The 16,731-nt window shown below is 72.5% G+C and carries 14 protein-coding genes; 5 read left to right on the top strand and 9 right to left on the bottom strand.

The window, feature by feature from the left end:
• Positions 1–8: 8 nt before the first annotated feature.
• From C2865_RS30675 to C2865_RS30660, 4 genes are read right to left on the bottom strand one after another with little or no spacing between them, the layout of a single operon-like run.
• On the bottom strand, positions 9–1,190 hold the full coding sequence (locus C2865_RS30675; RefSeq protein ID WP_106402097.1) for an ABC transporter permease: 1,182 nt from the start codon (positions 1,188–1,190) through the stop codon (positions 9–11).
• Positions 1,187–1,843 carry an ABC transporter ATP-binding protein gene (locus C2865_RS30670; RefSeq protein WP_106402096.1) on the bottom strand — a complete coding sequence of 219 codons (657 nt, stop codon included), beginning with the start codon at positions 1,841–1,843 and terminating at the stop codon, positions 1,187–1,189. The genes C2865_RS30675 and C2865_RS30670 overlap by 4 nt, the downstream gene beginning before the upstream one ends.
• Positions 1,840–2,874, bottom strand: coding sequence for a peptidoglycan-binding protein (locus C2865_RS30665; RefSeq protein WP_106402095.1), 1,035 nt, complete (start codon positions 2,872–2,874; stop codon positions 1,840–1,842). The genes C2865_RS30670 and C2865_RS30665 overlap by 4 nt, the downstream gene beginning before the upstream one ends.
• Positions 2,871–3,380, bottom strand: a complete 510-nt coding sequence (locus C2865_RS30660) for a hypothetical protein (RefSeq protein WP_106402094.1) — start codon at positions 3,378–3,380, stop codon at positions 2,871–2,873. Before C2865_RS30660 ends, C2865_RS30665 begins: the two co-directional genes overlap by 4 nt.
• 143 nt (positions 3,381–3,523) lie before the next feature.
• On the opposite strand from C2865_RS30660, the gene C2865_RS30655 reads away from it, so the two are divergent.
• Together C2865_RS30655 and C2865_RS30650 are read left to right on the top strand one after the other, a co-directional pair.
• Entirely contained in the window at positions 3,524–4,183 is a 660-nt protein-coding gene (locus C2865_RS30655; protein ID WP_106402093.1) for a response regulator transcription factor, read from the top strand.
• Entirely contained in the window at positions 4,180–5,439 is a 1,260-nt protein-coding gene (locus C2865_RS30650; RefSeq protein WP_106402092.1) for a sensor histidine kinase, read from the top strand. Before C2865_RS30655 ends, C2865_RS30650 begins: the two co-directional genes overlap by 4 nt.
• Here the strand turns inward: C2865_RS30650 and C2865_RS30645 are convergent.
• Positions 5,329–7,038: an AMP-binding protein gene (locus C2865_RS30645; RefSeq protein WP_232835891.1), complete on the bottom strand. Its 1,710-nt coding sequence runs from the start codon at positions 7,036–7,038 to the stop codon at positions 5,329–5,331. The two genes, C2865_RS30650 and C2865_RS30645, sit on opposite strands and share 111 nt — an antisense overlap.
• A gap of 239 nt (positions 7,039–7,277) precedes the next feature.
• Here C2865_RS30645 and C2865_RS30640 point away from each other — a divergent pair, with 239 nt between their 5' ends.
• The 3 genes from C2865_RS30640 (at position 7,278) to C2865_RS30630 (ending at position 12,154) form a co-directional block, all read left to right on the top strand.
• Positions 7,278–8,483: a thiolase family protein gene (locus C2865_RS30640; protein ID WP_106402090.1), complete on the top strand. Its 1,206-nt coding sequence runs from the start codon at positions 7,278–7,280 to the stop codon at positions 8,481–8,483.
• Positions 8,480–10,564, top strand: coding sequence for a 3-hydroxyacyl-CoA dehydrogenase NAD-binding domain-containing protein (locus C2865_RS30635; RefSeq protein ID WP_106402089.1), 2,085 nt, complete (start codon positions 8,480–8,482; stop codon positions 10,562–10,564). Before C2865_RS30640 ends, C2865_RS30635 begins: the two co-directional genes overlap by 4 nt.
• 216 nt (positions 10,565–10,780) lie before the next feature.
• Entirely contained in the window at positions 10,781–12,154 is a 1,374-nt protein-coding gene (locus C2865_RS30630) for a hypothetical protein (protein WP_106402088.1), read from the top strand.
• Positions 12,155–12,161: 7 nt separating this feature from the next.
• Here C2865_RS30630 and C2865_RS30625 read toward each other — a convergent pair whose 3' ends face one another.
• From C2865_RS30625 to C2865_RS30610, 4 genes are all read right to left on the bottom strand, one after another.
• Positions 12,162–13,250: a baeRF3 domain-containing protein gene (locus tag C2865_RS30625; protein ID WP_106402087.1), complete on the bottom strand. Its 1,089-nt coding sequence runs from the start codon at positions 13,248–13,250 to the stop codon at positions 12,162–12,164.
• A 143-nt stretch (positions 13,251–13,393) separates the two neighbouring features.
• Positions 13,394–13,792 carry a hypothetical protein gene (locus tag C2865_RS30620; protein WP_232835890.1) on the bottom strand — a complete coding sequence of 133 codons (399 nt, stop codon included), beginning with the start codon at positions 13,790–13,792 and terminating at the stop codon, positions 13,394–13,396.
• An 82-nt stretch (positions 13,793–13,874) separates the two neighbouring features.
• Complete coding sequence (locus C2865_RS30615) at positions 13,875–15,188, bottom strand: FAD-dependent oxidoreductase (RefSeq protein WP_106402086.1); 1,314 nt, start codon at positions 15,186–15,188, stop codon at positions 13,875–13,877.
• 35 nt (positions 15,189–15,223) lie between these two features.
• Positions 15,224–16,708: an amino acid permease gene (locus tag C2865_RS30610; protein WP_106402085.1), complete on the bottom strand. Its 1,485-nt coding sequence runs from the start codon at positions 16,706–16,708 to the stop codon at positions 15,224–15,226.
• Between the last annotated feature and the right edge of the window lie 23 nt (positions 16,709–16,731).

Below are 16,731 nucleotides of genomic sequence, written 5' to 3'. Positions count from 1 at the left end.
GCCGCGGTTCAGGCCGTCAGTGCCACCGCCGGCGACACGCGTGCGGCGCGGACGGCCGGGTAGAGCCCCGCCGCGGTGCCCAGGAGCACGGTGGCCAGCAGGCCGGCGCCCAGCGACCACGGGGGCACCACCGCGGGCCAGCCCTTCCACGCGGCGAAGCCCGCCGTGGCCAGCGCGCCGAGCACCGCGCCCGCCAGCCCCCCGCAGAGCGACAGCAGCAGCGACTCGACGAGGAACTGGGCGCGGATCTGCCCCCGGGTCGCGCCCAGGGAACGCCGCAGGCCGATCTCCTTGCGGCGCTCCAGCACCGAGATGACCATCGTGTTCGCCACCCCCACACCGCCGACCAGCAGCGCCACCGCGCCCAGGCCCAGCAGCAGCCCGGTGAGCGCGCCGGAGGCCTCGGCCTTGGCCCGCAGGGCGTCGGAGGGGCGGCTGATCTCCACCTCCTCGGGGTTCTCGGGGTTGACGGTGCGGGCCAGGACCGCCCGTACGGCCGCCACCGACTCGTCGGAGGAGCGCTCGTAGATCGTGGTGGGACGGCCGTCGAAGCCGAGGTACCGCCGCGCCGCGTCCCAGCCGACGAGGACGGAGCGGTCGACCTCCGGTGCCAGGCCGACCGGGCGGAGCACCCCGGTGACGGAGAACCAGCGGTCGCCGATCCAGACGCGGACGCCCGGCGCGCGCACCCCGAGCCGTTCGGCCGCCGTGCTGCCGAGCATCACGGCGGGGTACCCGCCGTCGACCGGGAACACGCCCTCGGCCGGCCGCGCCCCGAGGACCTCCAGGAGCTCCGGTCTCGCCGCCAGGACGGCGATGCCCCCGGTGACCTCCTCGGGGATCAGGCCGGTACGCCGCACGGTCGCACCGGTGCCGCCGGTGGCCGCCGCGTCCTGGACGGGGCCGATGCGCCTGACCATCTCCACGGACTCCTCGGGGAGCCGGGACTCCTCGCCGAAGAGGGAGCGTCCCGCCGAGACCGTCAGCAGGCCGGTGCCCAGGGCGTCGAGCCGCCGCAGGAGCTCCTCCCTGCCGGAGGAGGAGATCCCGATGACCGCGACCATCGTGGCGATGCCGATCGCGATGCCGAGGGCGGACAGCACCGCGCGGACGGGCCTGGCGCGCAGCCCGGCGGCGCCCGTCCGCAACGTGTCGGCCGGGCCGAGCCCGGCCGGTCTCAGTTCGCTCATCGCACCCGTCCGTCCCGTACCTCGATCCGGCGGGGCGCCCACGCGGCGACCTCCCGGTCATGAGTGATCACCGCGATCGCCGTCCCCGCGGCGTGCAGTCCCGCGAGCACCTCCAGGACCTCGGCTCCGCCGGCGGAGTCGAGGTTGCCGGTCGGCTCGTCGGCCAGCAGCAGCTCCGGCCCGCCGACCACGGCGCGGGCGACCGCGACGCGCTGCTGCTCGCCGCCCGACAGCCGGTCCGGCCGGTGGGTGCGGCGGTGGCCGAGGCCGACGCGTTCCAGCGCGGCCTCGGCCCGCTCCCTGCGCTCGGCGAGCGGCACCCCGGCGTACAGCAGGCCGTCGGCGACGTTGTCGAGCGCGCTGACGCCCGGTGCCAGGTGGAACTGCTGGAACACGAAGCCGAGGCGGCGGGCGCGCAGCGCCGACAACTGCCGGTCGGTGAGCCTCCCTACGTCGTGCCCGGCGACGCGCACGGTCCCGGAGGTCGGCCGGTCCAGGGTGCCCATGAGGTGCAGCAGCGTGGACTTGCCCGAGCCGGACGGGCCGACGATCGCGGTCAGCTCGCCCTCGGCGAGGGTCAGGTCGACGCCCTTGAGCACCTGGACGCCGCCGTACTCCCTGGTCACGGCCTCGAGTTCGACGACGGCCCTCATGACGCGGGCACCCCGACCCGCATGCCCTCGCGCAGCCCGCCGCCGGAGATCTCGACTCTGCCGCCGCCGAAGGCCCCGGTCTCCACGGCGACCAGCCGGGACGTGCCGCCCGCCACGAGCTCGACGCCGAAGCCCCCCTCGGCCAGGGCCAGCAGCGCCTCGACCGGGACGGACAGGACGCCCTTCCTGCGCTCCCGTTCCAGCTCCACCGTGACCGGCGCCCGGTCGAGCGTCCCGGTGCCGTCCCCGTCGAGGGCGATCTCGACGCCGATCGTCGGCTCGGCGTCCGGCTGGAGCCTCCGCGCGACCGCCCCCACCTCGCTGACGCGGCCCCGGGCCGTCCCGCCGCCGGGCAGCTCGACGGTGACCTTCGCGCCCTTCTTCACCAGGTCCTGCCGGTCGGCGTCGAGATCGACGTGGACGGAGCGGGCGGTCCCGGTGACGGTGAGCCGTCCGGGAGCCCTGGCCCCCGCGGGCGTCTCCGCCTTCTTGACGCGCACCGCCCCGGGTGAGAAGGCGATCTGGGCCCGGTCCACCTCTCCCGTCTCGGGAAGTCCCCTGTCCTCCTGCCATTCCAGGACGGCATACCTCGTCGCGGCGGTGAATTCCCCGTCGGCCGTCAGGTCCTCGCCGTAGCCGAGGGCCCGCAGGTTCTTCTCCAGCTGCTCCACGTCCTCGCCCTCGAGTCCCTCCCCGAGCGTGCGGTACATCGGGACCGCGCCGTACATGAGGGTGACCGGGCCGCCGTCGATCCGCATCAGGGTCCTGCCTCTGCGCACCACCGCGCCCTCCTCGGGGGCCCAGGTGACGGTGCCCTGAACCCCGGCGGTCAACGTGCGTTCTTCGCCGTAGCCGAGCTCGCCGTCGACCCTCTCGGTGTCCACCAGGTCTCCGCGCCGGATGTCGGCGGTGGCGAGGCCTCCGGTCTTCGTCTCCGCCACGCCCTCGTCCTCCCCCGTCGCCAGGGCGACGGCCGCCCCTCCCGCGACGAGCGCCAGCACGGCGCCCGCCGCGACCGCCTTGCGCCTCATCGCGGCCCGCCCCGCTGGATCAGGTGCCGGCAGGCCTCCCCCGCCTCGCGGGTCCTCTCCTCGTTCAGGCCCTCGGGAATCCGGATACCGCCGCCCTCGCCGGGATCGGGCATGTCGACACCGTGCTCGCGCATGCACCGGGCGAACTCCAGCTGCGCGTCCTTCACCGCGGGGTCGTCCAGGTCGGGGATCACCCCGGCCGACTCCAGGACCGGCCGGCACTTCTCCATCGCCTCCTCGATCGCGGCCCTGTTCCCGGAGTCGATCTTGATTCCCGGTCCCGAGCCGGGCACCGGATCGGGCATGTCGACGCCCTGCTCGCGCATGCACCGCGCGAACCTCACCGAGGCGTCCTCAGGGGTGAGCGAAGCCGGGGCGGAGGCCGTCCCGTCCGTCCTGGCCGCCCCGTCCACACTGGCCACTCCCGGCCGTCCCGGCTCACCCCCGCAGGCGCAGAGCGCCGCGAGGGCCGCCGTCGTCAGGAGGAGTACGCGGATGTCCCGCATGAGATGTCCCTTCTCTCCGGCCTGCCGGCCGCGGGCTCATCTCAGCGAAGCGGGGATTAACGCGACATTAGCCATCCGGCTTATCCGGGTTTAACCCGCTGTCCGCCAGCCTTGCCCGGCATACGGCGGACACGGGGAGTCTCATGCGGGTGCTCATCGTCGAGGACGAGGAAGTCCTGGCCCAGGCGATCGCCGAGGGGCTGCGGGAGGAGTCCATCGCCGCGGACGTCGTCGGAGACGGCGAGGCGGCGCTGGAGCGCACCTCCCACACCGGCTACGACGTGGTGATCCTCGACCGGGACCTGCCGGTGCTGCACGGCGACGACGTCTGCCGCGAGCTCGCCGCCGCCCGGTACCCGGCCCGTATCCTCATGCTCACCGCCGCCCACGGGGTCGGCGCGCGCATCGAGGGCCTGTCGCTGGGCGCGGACGACTACCTGGGCAAGCCCTTCGTCTTCGGGGAACTGGTCGCCCGGGTGCGGGCGCTGGCCCGGCGCACCGCTCCCCCGGTGCCGCCGGTGCTGGAACGGGCCGGGATCAGGCTCGACCCGCACACCCGCGCCGTCACCCGGGACGGGTCGCCCCTGAGCCTCACCCGCAAGGAGTTCGCGGTGCTGGAGGAGCTCCTGCGCGCGGACGGCGGCGTGCTGAGCGCCGAGGACCTCCTGGAGCGGGCCTGGGACGAGAACATCGACCCGTTCAGCAACATCGTCCGGGTCGCGGTGGCGACCCTGCGCCGCAAGCTCGGCGCGCCTCCCGTCATCCACACCGTCACCGGAGCGGGGTACCGGTTGTGCGAATGAGCGTCCGGACCAGGTTGACTCTGCTCTACACCGGTCTCTTCCTCACGATGAGCGCCGCCCTGGTGGGCCTGTCCTACCTGCGGGTCGTCCAGGCCGTCGGAGACGGCTTCTCCACCCGCGACATCCTGCTGCGGGTCGTCCCCCGGCTCGGTGCGGTCTCCGACCTGCAGGAGATGTCGCAGCTCCCGGTGGCGGAACGCTCCGCGCTGTTCCAGGCGGAACTGGAGAAGATCGTCGCGGAGGAGAAGCAGGAGGTGCTCGGCGGTCTCGTCCAGGACGCCGCGCTGCTGTTCGCGGTCTTCGCCGCCGTCGCCCTCCTGCTCGGGCACTTCGTCGCGGGCCGCACCCTGCGCCCGCTGCAGCGGATGACGGCGACCGCCCGCCGCCTGTCCGACAGCACGCTGCACGAGCGGTTCGCGCTGGATGGCCCGCGCGACGAGATCAAGGACCTGGCCGACACCTTCGACGCCATGCTCGACCGGCTGCACCGCGCCTTCGACGCCCAGCGGCGGTTCGTCGCCAACGCCAGCCACGAACTGCGCACCCCGCTGACCATCAACCGCACCGTCCTGGAGGTGGCACTGGCCCGCGCCGCCGTCCCCGAGGAGACCAAGGCCCTGGCGGGCACGCTGCTGGCCACGACCGAGCGGCACGAGCGGCTGGTCGAGGGGCTGCTCCTGCTGGCCCGCTCGGAGAACGAGCCGCAGGACAGGCGGCCGGTGGACCTCGCCGCGCTGGCCGCCTCCGCGCTCGCCGCCGTGGACGTCCCGCCGGGGCTCGAGATCGCCGAGGACCTCGCGCCCGCACCCGCCTCGGGCGATCCCGTCCTGCTGGAGAGGTGCCTGGTCAACCTGCTGGAGAACGCCGTCCGGTACAACGTCCCCGGCGGGCGGGTCCGGCTGCGCACCTGGCGGGAGGACGGCCGCTGCCTGGCCCGGGTCGAGAACACCGGCCCGTTCGTGCCCGAGCACGCCCTGGAGGCGATCTACGAGCCCTTCCGCCGCCACCGGCCCGACCGCACCGGCTCGGCCGGGGGCACGGGCCTGGGGCTTTCCATCGTCCGCTCGGTGGTGCGCGCCCACGGCGGCCGCATCGGGACCGCCTCCCGGCCTTCGGGCGGCCTGGTGATCACCGTGTCCCTGCCGTCAGGTGCCGGTGCGCCCGTCGTGGACGGGGGCGGCGGCCAGGCCGAGGTCCTCGGGGGCGGCGTCGGTCCAGAAGGTGACGCGGCCCTCGGGGGTGCGGACACGGCCTGAGCGCAGGCCCTCCAGCCAGCGGTAGACGATCTTGCCGGTGGCGTTCCTGGGCAGTTCGGGAATGAAGAAGACATCCCTGGGGACGGCATGGCGGGCGATCTGGTCGCGGATGTGGTCGCGGACGGTGCCCTCGTCCAGTTCCATGCCGGGGCGCAGGACGATGTAGGCGGCCAGGCGCTGCCCGTACTCGCTGTCCTTGACGCCCGCCACGGCCGCCTCGAGGACCTCCGGGAGTCGCGACAGGGCGTCCTCGACCTCGCGCGGCACCACGTTCTCGCCGCCGGAGACGACCATGCCGTCCTGCCGGCCGTCCACGTAGAGCAGGCCCCGGGAGTCCAGGTGGCCGAGGTCGCCGGTGGACATCAGGCCCTCCCACACCTCGGTGGGGTCGCCGCTGGTGTAGCCCTCGAAGGCGTTCTCGTTGGCGGCGAAGATGCGGCCGATGGTCGCGCGGGGCAGCCGCCTCCCGTCGTCTCCGACGACGGCCACGGATGTGCCGCGCGGCGGGCGGCCCGCGGTGGCGGGGTTCGCCCGCAGCTCCCGGGGGCCCGCGATGCTCACCCAGCTCGCCTCGGTGGAGCCGTAGACGTTGTAGAGGCGGTCGCCGAAGGCGTCCATGAACCGGTGGGCGAGGTCTCCGGGCAGCGACGAGCCGCTGAGCGCGACCACCCGCAGGCCGCGGGTGTCGTAGGAGTCCCGCACCGCCTCGGGCAGCTCCATGATGCGCTGGATCATCACCGGGACGGCGAAGAGCGAGCACCTGCGCCACCTGTCCAGCTCGGCCAGCGTCTGCTCCGGGTCGAACCTGCGGTGCAGCACCAGCGTGGCCCGCAGGCCGAGCCCGAGCTGGAGGGCGGCGAAGCCCCACATGTGGAAGACGGGCGCGTCCACCACGAAGGTCTGCCTGCTGCGCAGCGGGATCCGCGACAGGATCGAGCCCAGCGGGCCGAGGCCGGGGCGCGGCCTGCGGCGGGCGCCCTTGGGGCGGCCGCCGGTGCCGGAGCTGAGCATGATGACCCGGCCGTCGGAGCGCGGCGGCTCGGTCGGACCGTGCGGGGTGTCGGCGATGAGCCGCTCCAGCAGCACGCCGCCGGGCATGGGCGCGTCGGCCCAGACGATGTTCTCGCGCAGCGGGCGCGGGCAGGCGGCCAGCATCGCGGCGAACTCGGCGTCGCAGACCAGCAGGTCGGGCCGGAACTCGGCGAGCACCGACCGCAGCTGGCCGGGGCCCGAGCCGGTGTTGAGCAGCACGGTCTCGGCCCCGCGCTTGCCGCAGGCCACGAGCGTCTCCACCAGGCCGCGGTGGTTGCGGCACAGGACGCCGACGCGGGGCCGCGGCCCGCTCAGCGGGAGGGCGAGCGCGAGCCGGTCGGTGCGCTCGTCGAGCTCGGCGTAGGTCAGGGAGCCGCTGTCGTCGATGACCGCGTGCTTGCCGGGCTGCGCCGCCGCCGCGGCCTTGGCCAGGCCGCCGAGCGTGGTGCCCCAGTGCTGCAGGGTGTTCAGCGCGCGGACCACCCGGACGGGATGGGCCAGGTGCAGGATGCCCGACCCGAGCAGCACGAAGAAGAGGTCGACCGCATGGCCCAGCCGTTGCCTCAACCCCGGCCGGTAGACAGGCCTCGCGTGCACCACCGCGCCCTCCCGGTGACTTTCCGCCACCGTAACCACGCGTGGCGTGCCCCACAAGTGGTCATGAACCGAAAACAGCGGGGGTTTTTCCGCCCTGGCGGAGCAGGGCGGCGGAACACCCGCGTCAGTGACTACTGACTAGTAACATGATGTGTTACCGACGAGTAGCACCGTCGGATCCGAGCCTTGAAGCCTAAGGAGACCTGATCGTGCCTCGCATCGCACGTGATGTCGTGTTCGTCGACGGCGTACGCACGCCGTTCGGCAAGGCCGGGCCCAAGGGCCTGTACGCCGAGACCCGCGCCGACGACATGGTCGTCCGCGCCATCCGTGAACTCATCCGGCGCAACCCCGGCCTGCCGCCCGAACGGGTGGACGAGGTCTCCATCGCCGCCACCACCCAGACCGGCGACCAGGGCCTGACCATCGGCCGGTCCGCCGCGGTGCTGGCCGGGCTGCCCAAGTCGGTGCCGGGCTACGCCGTCGACCGCATGTGCGCGGGCGCGATGACCGCGGTCACCACCACCGCCTCGGGCATCGCCTTCGGCGCCTACGACGTCGTCATCGCCGGCGGCGTCGAGCACATGGGCCGCCACCCCATGGGCGAGGGGGTCGACCCCAACCCGCGGTTCATGACCGACAAGATCGTGGACCCGTCCGCGCTGGTCATGGGCCTGACCGCGGAGAACCTGCACGACCGCTACCCGGAGGTCACCAAGGAGCGCTGCGACGCCTACGCGGTGCGCTCCCAGGAGAAGGTCGCCGCCGCCTACGCCGCCGGGAAGATCCAGCAGGACCTGGTGCCCACCGCGGTCCGCTCGGCCGACCGGGGCTGGGGCCTGGCCACCGCCGACGAGCCGCCGCGCCCGGGCACCACGGTCGAGGACCTCGCCAGGCTCAAGACCCCCTTCCGGGTCGCGGGCAACGTGACCGCGGGCAACGCCGCCGGTCTCAACGACGGCGCCACCGCCTGCCTGCTCATGGCCGAGGACGTCGCGGCGGAACTGGGCATGCCCGCCCGGATGCGCCTGGTCGACTTCGCCTTCGCCGGCGTGGAGCCCGAGGTCATGGGCATCGGCCCCGTCCCGGCGACGGAGAAGCTGCTGGCCCGCAACGGCCTCTCCATCCAGGACATCGGCCTGTTCGAGATCAACGAGGCCTTCGCCGTGCAGGTGCTGGCCTTCCTCGACCACTTCAAGATCGACGAGGACGACCCGCGGGTCAACCCGTGGGGCGGCGCGATCGCCGTCGGCCACCCGCTGGCCTCCTCGGGCGTGCGGCTGATGAACCAGCTCGCCCGCCACTTCGCCGAGCGCCACGACGTGCGCTACGGCCTCACCACCATGTGCGTCGGCATGGGCATGGGCGGCAGCGTTCTCTGGGAGAACCCGAACTGGGAAGGCGCGCAGAAGTGAGCGACCTCAACGAGATCTTCGCCGACGAGGTGGTCACCAAGGCCCTCGTCCGCGACGTCGAACTCCCCCACGGCGCGGGCACCCTGGCCCTCATCACGCTGGACAACGGGTTCGACCACACCAAGCCCAACACCTTCGGCCCCAACGGCCTGAAGGAGCTCGACAGGGCCATCGACGCCGTCGCCGCCCGCGACGACATCGCGGCCGTGGGCCTCACCGGAAAGCCGTTCATCTTCGCCGTCGGCGCCGACCTCAAGGGCATCCCGCTCATCGGCGACCGCGAGCAGGCGCTGGCGATCGGCAGGCTCGGCCACGACGTGTTCCGCAGGCTCGGCGAGCTGAAGGTGCCGTCGTTCGCCTACTACAACGGCGCGGCCATGGGCGGCGGCGTCGAGGTCGGCCTGCACTGCACCTACCGCACCGTCTCGCGCGGCGTCCCGGCGTTCTCCCTGCCCGAGGCGTTCCTGGGCCTGGTGCCCGGCTGGGGCGGCACCTACCTGCTGCCGAACCTCATCGGCGCGGAGAAGGCGCTCAAGCTCATCATCGACAACCCGCTCGCCCAGAACCGGGCGATCAAGGGGCAGCAGGTCTTCGACCTGGGCGTCGCCGACGCGGTCTTCGACACCGCCGACTTCCTCGAGGAGTCCCTGGCCTGGACCGCGCGGGTCCTCAAGGGCGACGTCAAGGTCGAGCGGCCCGCGGTCGACAGGGGCAAGGCCTGGGACGACGCGGTCAACATGGCCGGGTTCGTCCTGGAGGGCAGGCTGCACGGCTCGGCCCCCGCGCCCGTCCGCGCGCTGGAGCTGGTCCGCCTGGCCAAGGACCGCACCCGCGACGAGGGCTTCGCCGCCGAGGACGAGGCCCTGGCGGACCTCATCATGTCCGACGAGCTGCGGGCCGGCCTGTACGCCTTCGACCTGACCCAGAAGCGCGCCAAGCGGCCCGCCGGGGCGCCGGACAGGTCGCTGGCCCGCAAGGTCTCCAAGGTCGGCGTGGTGGGCGCGGGCCTGATGGCCGGGCAGCTGGCCCTGCTGTTCGCCCAGCGCCTGGAGGTGCCGGTCGTCATGACCGACCTGGACCAGGCCCGCCTGGACCGGGGCGTGGCCTACGCCCGCGGCGAGGTCGACAAGCTGCTGGCCAAGGGCAGGGTCAACGCCGACAAGGCCAACCGGCTCAAGGGCCTGATCACCGGCTCGCTCACCAAGGACGCCTTCGCCGACGCCGACCTCGTCATCGAGGCGGTCTTCGAGGAGATGTCGGTCAAGCAGCAGGTGTTCGCCGAGGTCGAGGCGGTCGTCTCGCCCGAGTGCGTGCTGGCGACCAACACCTCGTCCCTGTCGGTCGGCGAGATGGCGGGCAAGCTGGAGCACCCCGAGCGCGTGGTGGGCTTCCACTTCTTCAACCCGGTGGCGGTGCTGCCGCTGCTGGAGATCGTCCGCGCGGACGCCACGGACGATGTGACGTTGGCCACCGCCTTCGCCGTCGGCAGGCAGCTGAAGAAGTCGTGCGTGCTGGTCGAGGACGCGCCCGCGTTCGTGGTCAACCGCGTCCTGCTGCGCCTGCTCGCCGAGATCGTCGGCGCGGTGGAGGAGGGCACCCCGATCGAGGTGGCCGAACGCGCGGCGCAGCCGCTGGGCCTGCCGATGAGCCCGTTCACGCTGCTCGGCCTCGTCGGCCCGGCGATCGCCCTGCACGTCAACGAGACGCTCCACGCGGCCTTCCCCGAGCGGTTCCCCGTCTCGGCGAGGTTCCGCCGGTTCGTCGAGTCCGGCAAGCCCGGCGTCTACCGCCCGGACTTCACCCTCGACCCCGAGGCCGTGGAGCTCTTCTCCGGCGGCGACCGGCCCTCCACCGAGGAGCAGGTGCTGGCCCGCGCGGTCGAGGGCCTGGCCCAGGAGATCCGCATCATGCTGGACGAGGGCGTCGTGGCGGCGCCCGAGGACATCGACCTGTGCCTGATCCTGGGCGCCGGTTACCCGTTCCACCTCGGCGGCATCACGCCCTACCTGGACCGCACCGGAATTTCGGAGAAGGTCACCGGGAACCGATTCCTCGCCCCGGGCGTTGCATCAGTGGGATAGGGATCGTCCCGAAGACCAGCCGGGCGCGGGACTGGGGGGTTACCGGCCCGGCTGATGGAAGGCGTCCCGTGCCTCACGGCACGGGACGCTTTTCTTGCGTCCGCCCTGGTCACCCCCCGGTCGGAGCAGGTCAGAGCACTGACTCGGCGAGGCTTATTGATGAGAGATGTCCGTTAGGACACGATAGGAGCCCGCTGAAAGTCGTCTGGGGGAGTCGTGGGGTTCGGTATCCGCTACTTCGAGCTCGACCCCGATGCCGTCCGGCAGCGTCTGCACGCCCTGGGCGCGCGGTGCAACCAGCCGCCGCACCGCGTCCGCAAGATCGCGCTCGCCGGACCGCAGAGCGGGGTCTGGGCCGGGCTGCGCTCGGACGGCGAGCACCATGTGCTGGCGCTGATGCGGGGCGACCAGGCGGCACGTGAGGTGCTGGTGCAGGACTTCGAGGCGGCCTGGCAGATCCTGGAGGGCCTCGGCCTGGTCACCGGCGGCCGCCAGGAGAGCCTCCAGGAGGTCTGGGAGCTGCACGGCATCGAGTTCCGGCTGATCGAGGCGGCCGGGCTCGCCCCCTCCCTGGAGATCAACGGCCCCCAGGAGGAGCACGTCCGGTGGGCGGTGATCCAGCTGCGGCTGGACCCGGCCCGCGCCCGGATGTCCTCCGCCGTCTCCGGCCCGCAGGCCACCGTGACGTCCGGTCCGCAGCCCGTGCCCCACGTCCAGGCGCCCCCGCCGCAGGCCCCCGCCGCCCCTGCCCTTCCCGGGGTCCCGGTCGCGCCGGTCGCCCCCGGGCCGGGCGGCCCGCAGCCCCCCGCGGCCGGAGGCGGCCCGGCGACCCGGGCGGAGGCGGTGCCGCAGCCGGACGCCGAACCGCAGGCGCTGGTCACCGTGCCGATCCCGCCGCGCGAACCCGCCCCCGCGCCGGCCCCCGAGCCCGAGCCGGAACCGGATCCCACGCTGCTCCGGCAGTTCGTCGTGGCCGAGACCGGCTGGACCGGCGAGGCCAGCGAGTGGGTGCCCGGCGAGCACTGGATCCACTGGGCCGTGGTGCTGGAGAACCCCAACACGCTCTACTGGTGCGAGTTCCCCACCGTCCAGATCACCGTGCGGGACGAGCAGGGGCGGCTGCTGGGCCAGCACGAGCAGGTGCTGACCGCGCTGCCGCCCGGCGCCCGCATCGGCTGGGCCAGCGCGCTGGAGATCACCGGCAACCGCCCGCACACCCTGGAGATCACCCCGCAGCCCGCGGACTGGTACCCCACCGAGTCCCGGCCCGAGGACTTCCCGCCCTTCTCCTACCAGGCGGTCGAGTTCGAGATCAGGGAGCAGGAGTTCGAGGTGACCGGCGAGATCGTCAACCCCTACCCCCTGCACATCGAGGAGGTGGCGCTGGTCGCGCTGTTCCGCGACGACAGGGGGGCGCTGGTCAGCGGTGAGATGACCTTCGTGGAGGGATTGCCGGCGCACGGCACCACCCCGTTCAAGGTCGAGGCGACCGTGCCCGCGCCCTACGGGCCGATCGCCTCGCTCGATCTGCTCGCCGTGCCCTGGTCGTCCGGCGACTCCAACCCCTGGGAGTCGGCGCTGCACCGGTGAGGCGCGCTCAGTAGCGCAGGACCGCCGCGACGCGGCCGTGCTCGTCCAGCGAGCCGTCCGGGACGAAGGTGACCTTCCCGTCCCCGCGCAGGACCGCCTCCACCAGGTCGTCCACCGCGTCGCTGACGTACTCGCCCTCCATGCCGTCGTCCGGCTGCAGGCGGCCGTCCACGATGCGGGCCGGCACGAAGTGGCTCTCCTCCACCATGAGGTGGGCGACGCGGCCGAGGGGCGCCAGCTCCCAGCACTCCTCCAGGCCGCCGGCGAACCTGCGCGCCGAGCGCGCCCCGTCGAGCTCGTCCAGGGCCCGCTGCTGGGCCCTGCGGTGCTCCTCCTCCAGGACGGGCTCGACGGCGGAGGCGACCTCCGCGGGCGTCGCGGTGTCGAAGTTGCCCTCGACCGTCCCGATGACCGCGTCGGCGACGGCGTTGTGGACGACCTCCTGGAAGGCGCTGAGGTGCCGCTGGACCCCGATGACCACGAGGGGGCGCGGGTCGCGCTTGAGGACCTCGGTGAGGTTGGTCTCGATCTGGCGCAGGAACTGCATGCGCCGCTCGTCCCCGATGTGGAACTCGTGGGGGACCGGCCTGCCCCGCTCGTCGGGGACGGGGACCGCCTCGTCGTAGAACATGGGGAACAGCGCGTTGTTCACCTCGCTGATGCGCTGGCCGTCGCCGCCCAGCAGGCGGGTCTGCTTGCCCAGCGACAGCACCCAGTGCTTCCAGGTGTTCTCCAGCATCGCGACGAGGTCGCGGGTGGCGAACGTGTCGTCGATGATGACCCGCTCCCGGACGCTGACGCGCGGCAGGACGAAGGAGTGCGCCTCTCCGCCGTGGGCGGCCAGCAGCACCACCGCCTCGGCGGTGTGGTCGAAGTCGACCTGCTCGGCCGCCTTCTCCAGGTTGCGCATGAGTTCGTCGGCGACGCCCCGTTCCAGCTCCAGTTCGCGCAGCCGGTGCCGGGCCTCGTCCAGGAGCACCTTCAGCCGCACCTGGTCCTCTCTGCGTCCCGGCAGGAGGCGGTGGGTCGGCATGATGATCGAGACGGCCGGGAACGGCCGAGGTTCATGCAGGTCGGCGAGCTGCGACGCATCCACAGAAATCCCCCGATTTCTCGCGATCACTGTTTCCCTCAGGCTACTCAGCCGTCATTTACCCCAAGTCTCCATTGATCGCTCATCGGGCAAAGGATGACCCGGTCCGCGGCCCCGGATCGCGCGGGCCCGCCGGAGCCGGAAGGTCAGACGCGGTCGACCGCGAGGACCCGCCAGTGGTGGGTGACACCGGCCCGGGGGGTGCCCAGGTCCCTGCCCGCGTACGTCCAGCGCCCGCGCAGCCGCCAGGACAGGCCCGTCCCGTCGACGAGCAGGACCTCCAGGGCGAACGTCGCGTCCTGGGCCCGCGGGACGCCCGAGCGGTCGACGCCCGCCGTCGTGACCAGCGGGTCGGACTCGCAGCGCACCGCCCGCAGCCGGGTGCCGGGATCCTGCCGCCGCAGCCCCGACTCCAGGTCGCGGGCGAGCATGGCCGAATAGCCACCGCCCAGCCAGCGCAGCCGGGGAAGGACCTCCGGCGGAGGGAAACCGTACAGCTGGGGGCCGCCTGTCACGTCACGGAACCGTACGTCGAGGGTGGTCACGGGCACCACTTCCCTGCTTCCGACCCCATCGGGGTCCACTGACGATCAATGGCCCCCGATGGTCCTGCGAATCAAAGGTCGCTCAGCGGATCACGCAAGCGGAACGCATGGCCTCCCAGGTGCCCAGCTTGACGCTTTCACCGCGTGAGAGAGACTCTGCCAAAGCTTTCTCCGCCGCGTCCAGACCCAACCAGTGCCTATATGTGACGATTTCCACACCGCGGGAGCGCAACAGCTCTTCCATGTCCCCCGCGGGCCGCGGCCGGGACCCCAGTTCCGACAGGAGCGTCCGGACGGTCTCGGCGGCATCGGACTTGTTGGTGCCCACCACGCCGCTCGGGCCGCGCTTGATCCAGCCCGCCGTGTACTCGCCCTCGGCCACCTTGCCCTCGACGTTGCGGATGACCGAGGCGCGCTCGTCGAAGGGCACACCCTGCAGCGGGACGCTGCGGTAGCCGACCGAGCGGATGACCATGCCCACCGGCAGCGTCTCGAACTCGCCGGTGCCGGCGACCCGCCCGTCCACCAGCGCGGTCCGCTCCAGGCGCAGGCCCTCCACCCGGTCGGTGCCGAGGATCTCCGCGGGCGCCAGCCAGAACCGCAGGTCGATCCGGCGGTCGGCGGGCTTGGGCTCGCCCGTCCAGGCGCGCATCGCCGCGACGTTGCCGCGCACGTGCCGGTCGCTCTCGGCCAGCGCCGCGCTCTGGGCGTCCAGCTCCATGTCCTCGGGGCGCACGTGGATCGAGGCGTGGGGCAGCTCGCCGAGCTCCCTGGCCTCCTTGGTGGTGAACTTCGCCTGTGCGGGGCCGCGCCTGCCGATCAGGTGCACGCGTTTGATCCGGCTCCGGGACAACGCCTCCATCACGTGGACGGGGATGTCGGTCTCGTGCAGTTCCTCGGTGGTCTTGGCCAGGATGCGCACCACGTCCACCGCCACGTTGCCGACCCCGATGACCGCGGCCTCCTCGACCGACAGGTCGAAGGTGTGCCCCGCGGCGTCGGGATGGCCGCAGTACCAGTTGACGAAGTCGGTGGCGGCGATCGAACCGGGGAGGTCCTCCCCGGGAACGCCCAGCTTTCGGTCGACCATCGCTCCGGTGCTGTAGACCACCGCGTCGTAACAGGCGAGCAGATCCTCGCGGCTCATGTCCCTGCCGAGCTCCACTCCGCCGAAGAAGCGCACGCCCGGCGACTCCAGCACCCGCTGGAGATACCGTGCGATCGCCTTGATCGACTTGTGGTCGGGGGCCACGCCGTAGCGCACGAGGCCGTAGGGGGTGGGCAGACGGTCGAAGACGTCGACCTCCACCCCGTTCTTGACCAGGGCTTCGGCCGTGTACAGTCCGGCGGGGCCGGCACCGATCACGGCGACTTTAAAGTCCGTCACACTGGGCATTGTGCCTGCAACCACCTGTCGCAGACCACCGTGAGCTAGATCACGGATCGGGAGCTCTTTTCGGATTCCACCGCGAGCCTGCTGTGCCGGCGGCCGTAGGCCAGGTAGATCGCCGCGCCGAGGAGCATCCATACGAAGAACCGAATCCAAGTCTCGACCGGAAGGTTGACCATCACGAACAGGCTGCCCAGGACCGACAGCACCGGGACCAGCGGGACGAGCGGCGTGCGGAACGCCCGGTGCAGGTCGGGGCGGGTGCGGCGCAGCACCAGCACGCCGACGGAGACCAGCACGAAGGCGAAGAGCGTGCCGATGTTCACCAGCTCGGCCAGCGCCGACAGGGGGATCAGACCCGCCAGGACGGCGACGACCGCGCCCATGAGCATCGTCGAACGGGCGGGCGTGCCGTACCTGGGGTGCACCTTGGCCAGCCACTGCGGCAGCAGGCCGTCCCGGCTCATCGCGAAGAACACCCGGCTCTGCCCGAGCAGCAGGATGAGCACCACCGTGGTCAGCCCGAAGATGGCGCCGACGCTGATGATCCCGGCGAAGACCGGTTTGCCGACGGACTTGAAGGCGTCCGCCAGCGGCGCCGCCTCGCTGAGCTCGGTGTAGTGCTGCATGCCGACCACCACCAGCGAGACCGCCACGTACAGCAGCGTGCACAGGACCAGCGAGCCCAGGATGCCGATGGGCAGGTCGCGCTGCGGGTCGCGCGCCTCCTCCGCGGTGGTGGCCACCACGTCGAAGCCGATGTAGGCGAAGAACACGATCGCGACCGCGCCGAAGACGCCGAACCAGCCGAAGGCGACCGGCGTGACGCCGAAGAGCACCTGGATCAGCGGGGCGCGCACGCCTTCGACCGTCTCGGTGCTCTGCGCGGGCGGGATGAACGGGCTGTAGTTGGCGGCCTTCACGAAGAACAGCCCGGCGATCACCACCAGCGCGATCACCGCCAGCTTCACCGCGACCATCAGCGCGTTGATCCGGGAGGAGATCTTGATCCCGACGGTGAGCACCGCTGTCGCCGCCAGCACCACCAGCACGGCCGGGATGTTGAAGCGGGCGTGCTCACCGGCCAGCGAGGGCGGCAGTTCGAGGCCGATGCCCGCCAGCAGGGAGGCGAAGTAGCCCGACCAGCCGACGGCCACCACGGCCGAGCCCAGCGCCATCTCCAGGATGAGGTCCCAGCCGATGATCCAGGCGACGAACTCGCCCATGGTGGCGTAGGAGAAGGTGTAGGCCGAGCCCGCCACCGGGACGGTGGAGGCGAACTCGGCGTAGCACAGGGCGGCCAGGGCGCACACGACCCCGGCGCACACGAACGACACCGCGACGGCGGGGCCCGCGTACTCCCGGGCGACCCGCCCGGTCAGCACGAAGATCCCGGTGCCGACGATGACGCCGACGCCGAAGACGACCAGGTCGAGCGCCGACAGGTCCTTGCGGAGCCGGTGTCCCGACTCCTCGGTCTCCCTGACGGAACGCTCGACCGACTTGGTACGGAACAGGCTTGCCACCCACACTCCTCGCCACGGTGCGC

The organism is Actinocorallia populi, from assembly GCF_002995495.1.
Taxonomy (GTDB): domain Bacteria; phylum Actinomycetota; class Actinomycetes; order Streptosporangiales; family Streptosporangiaceae; genus Actinocorallia; species Actinocorallia populi.
The sequence above is the reverse complement of the archived record's forward strand: the minus strand, read 5'-3'. Positions and strand labels throughout refer to the sequence as shown.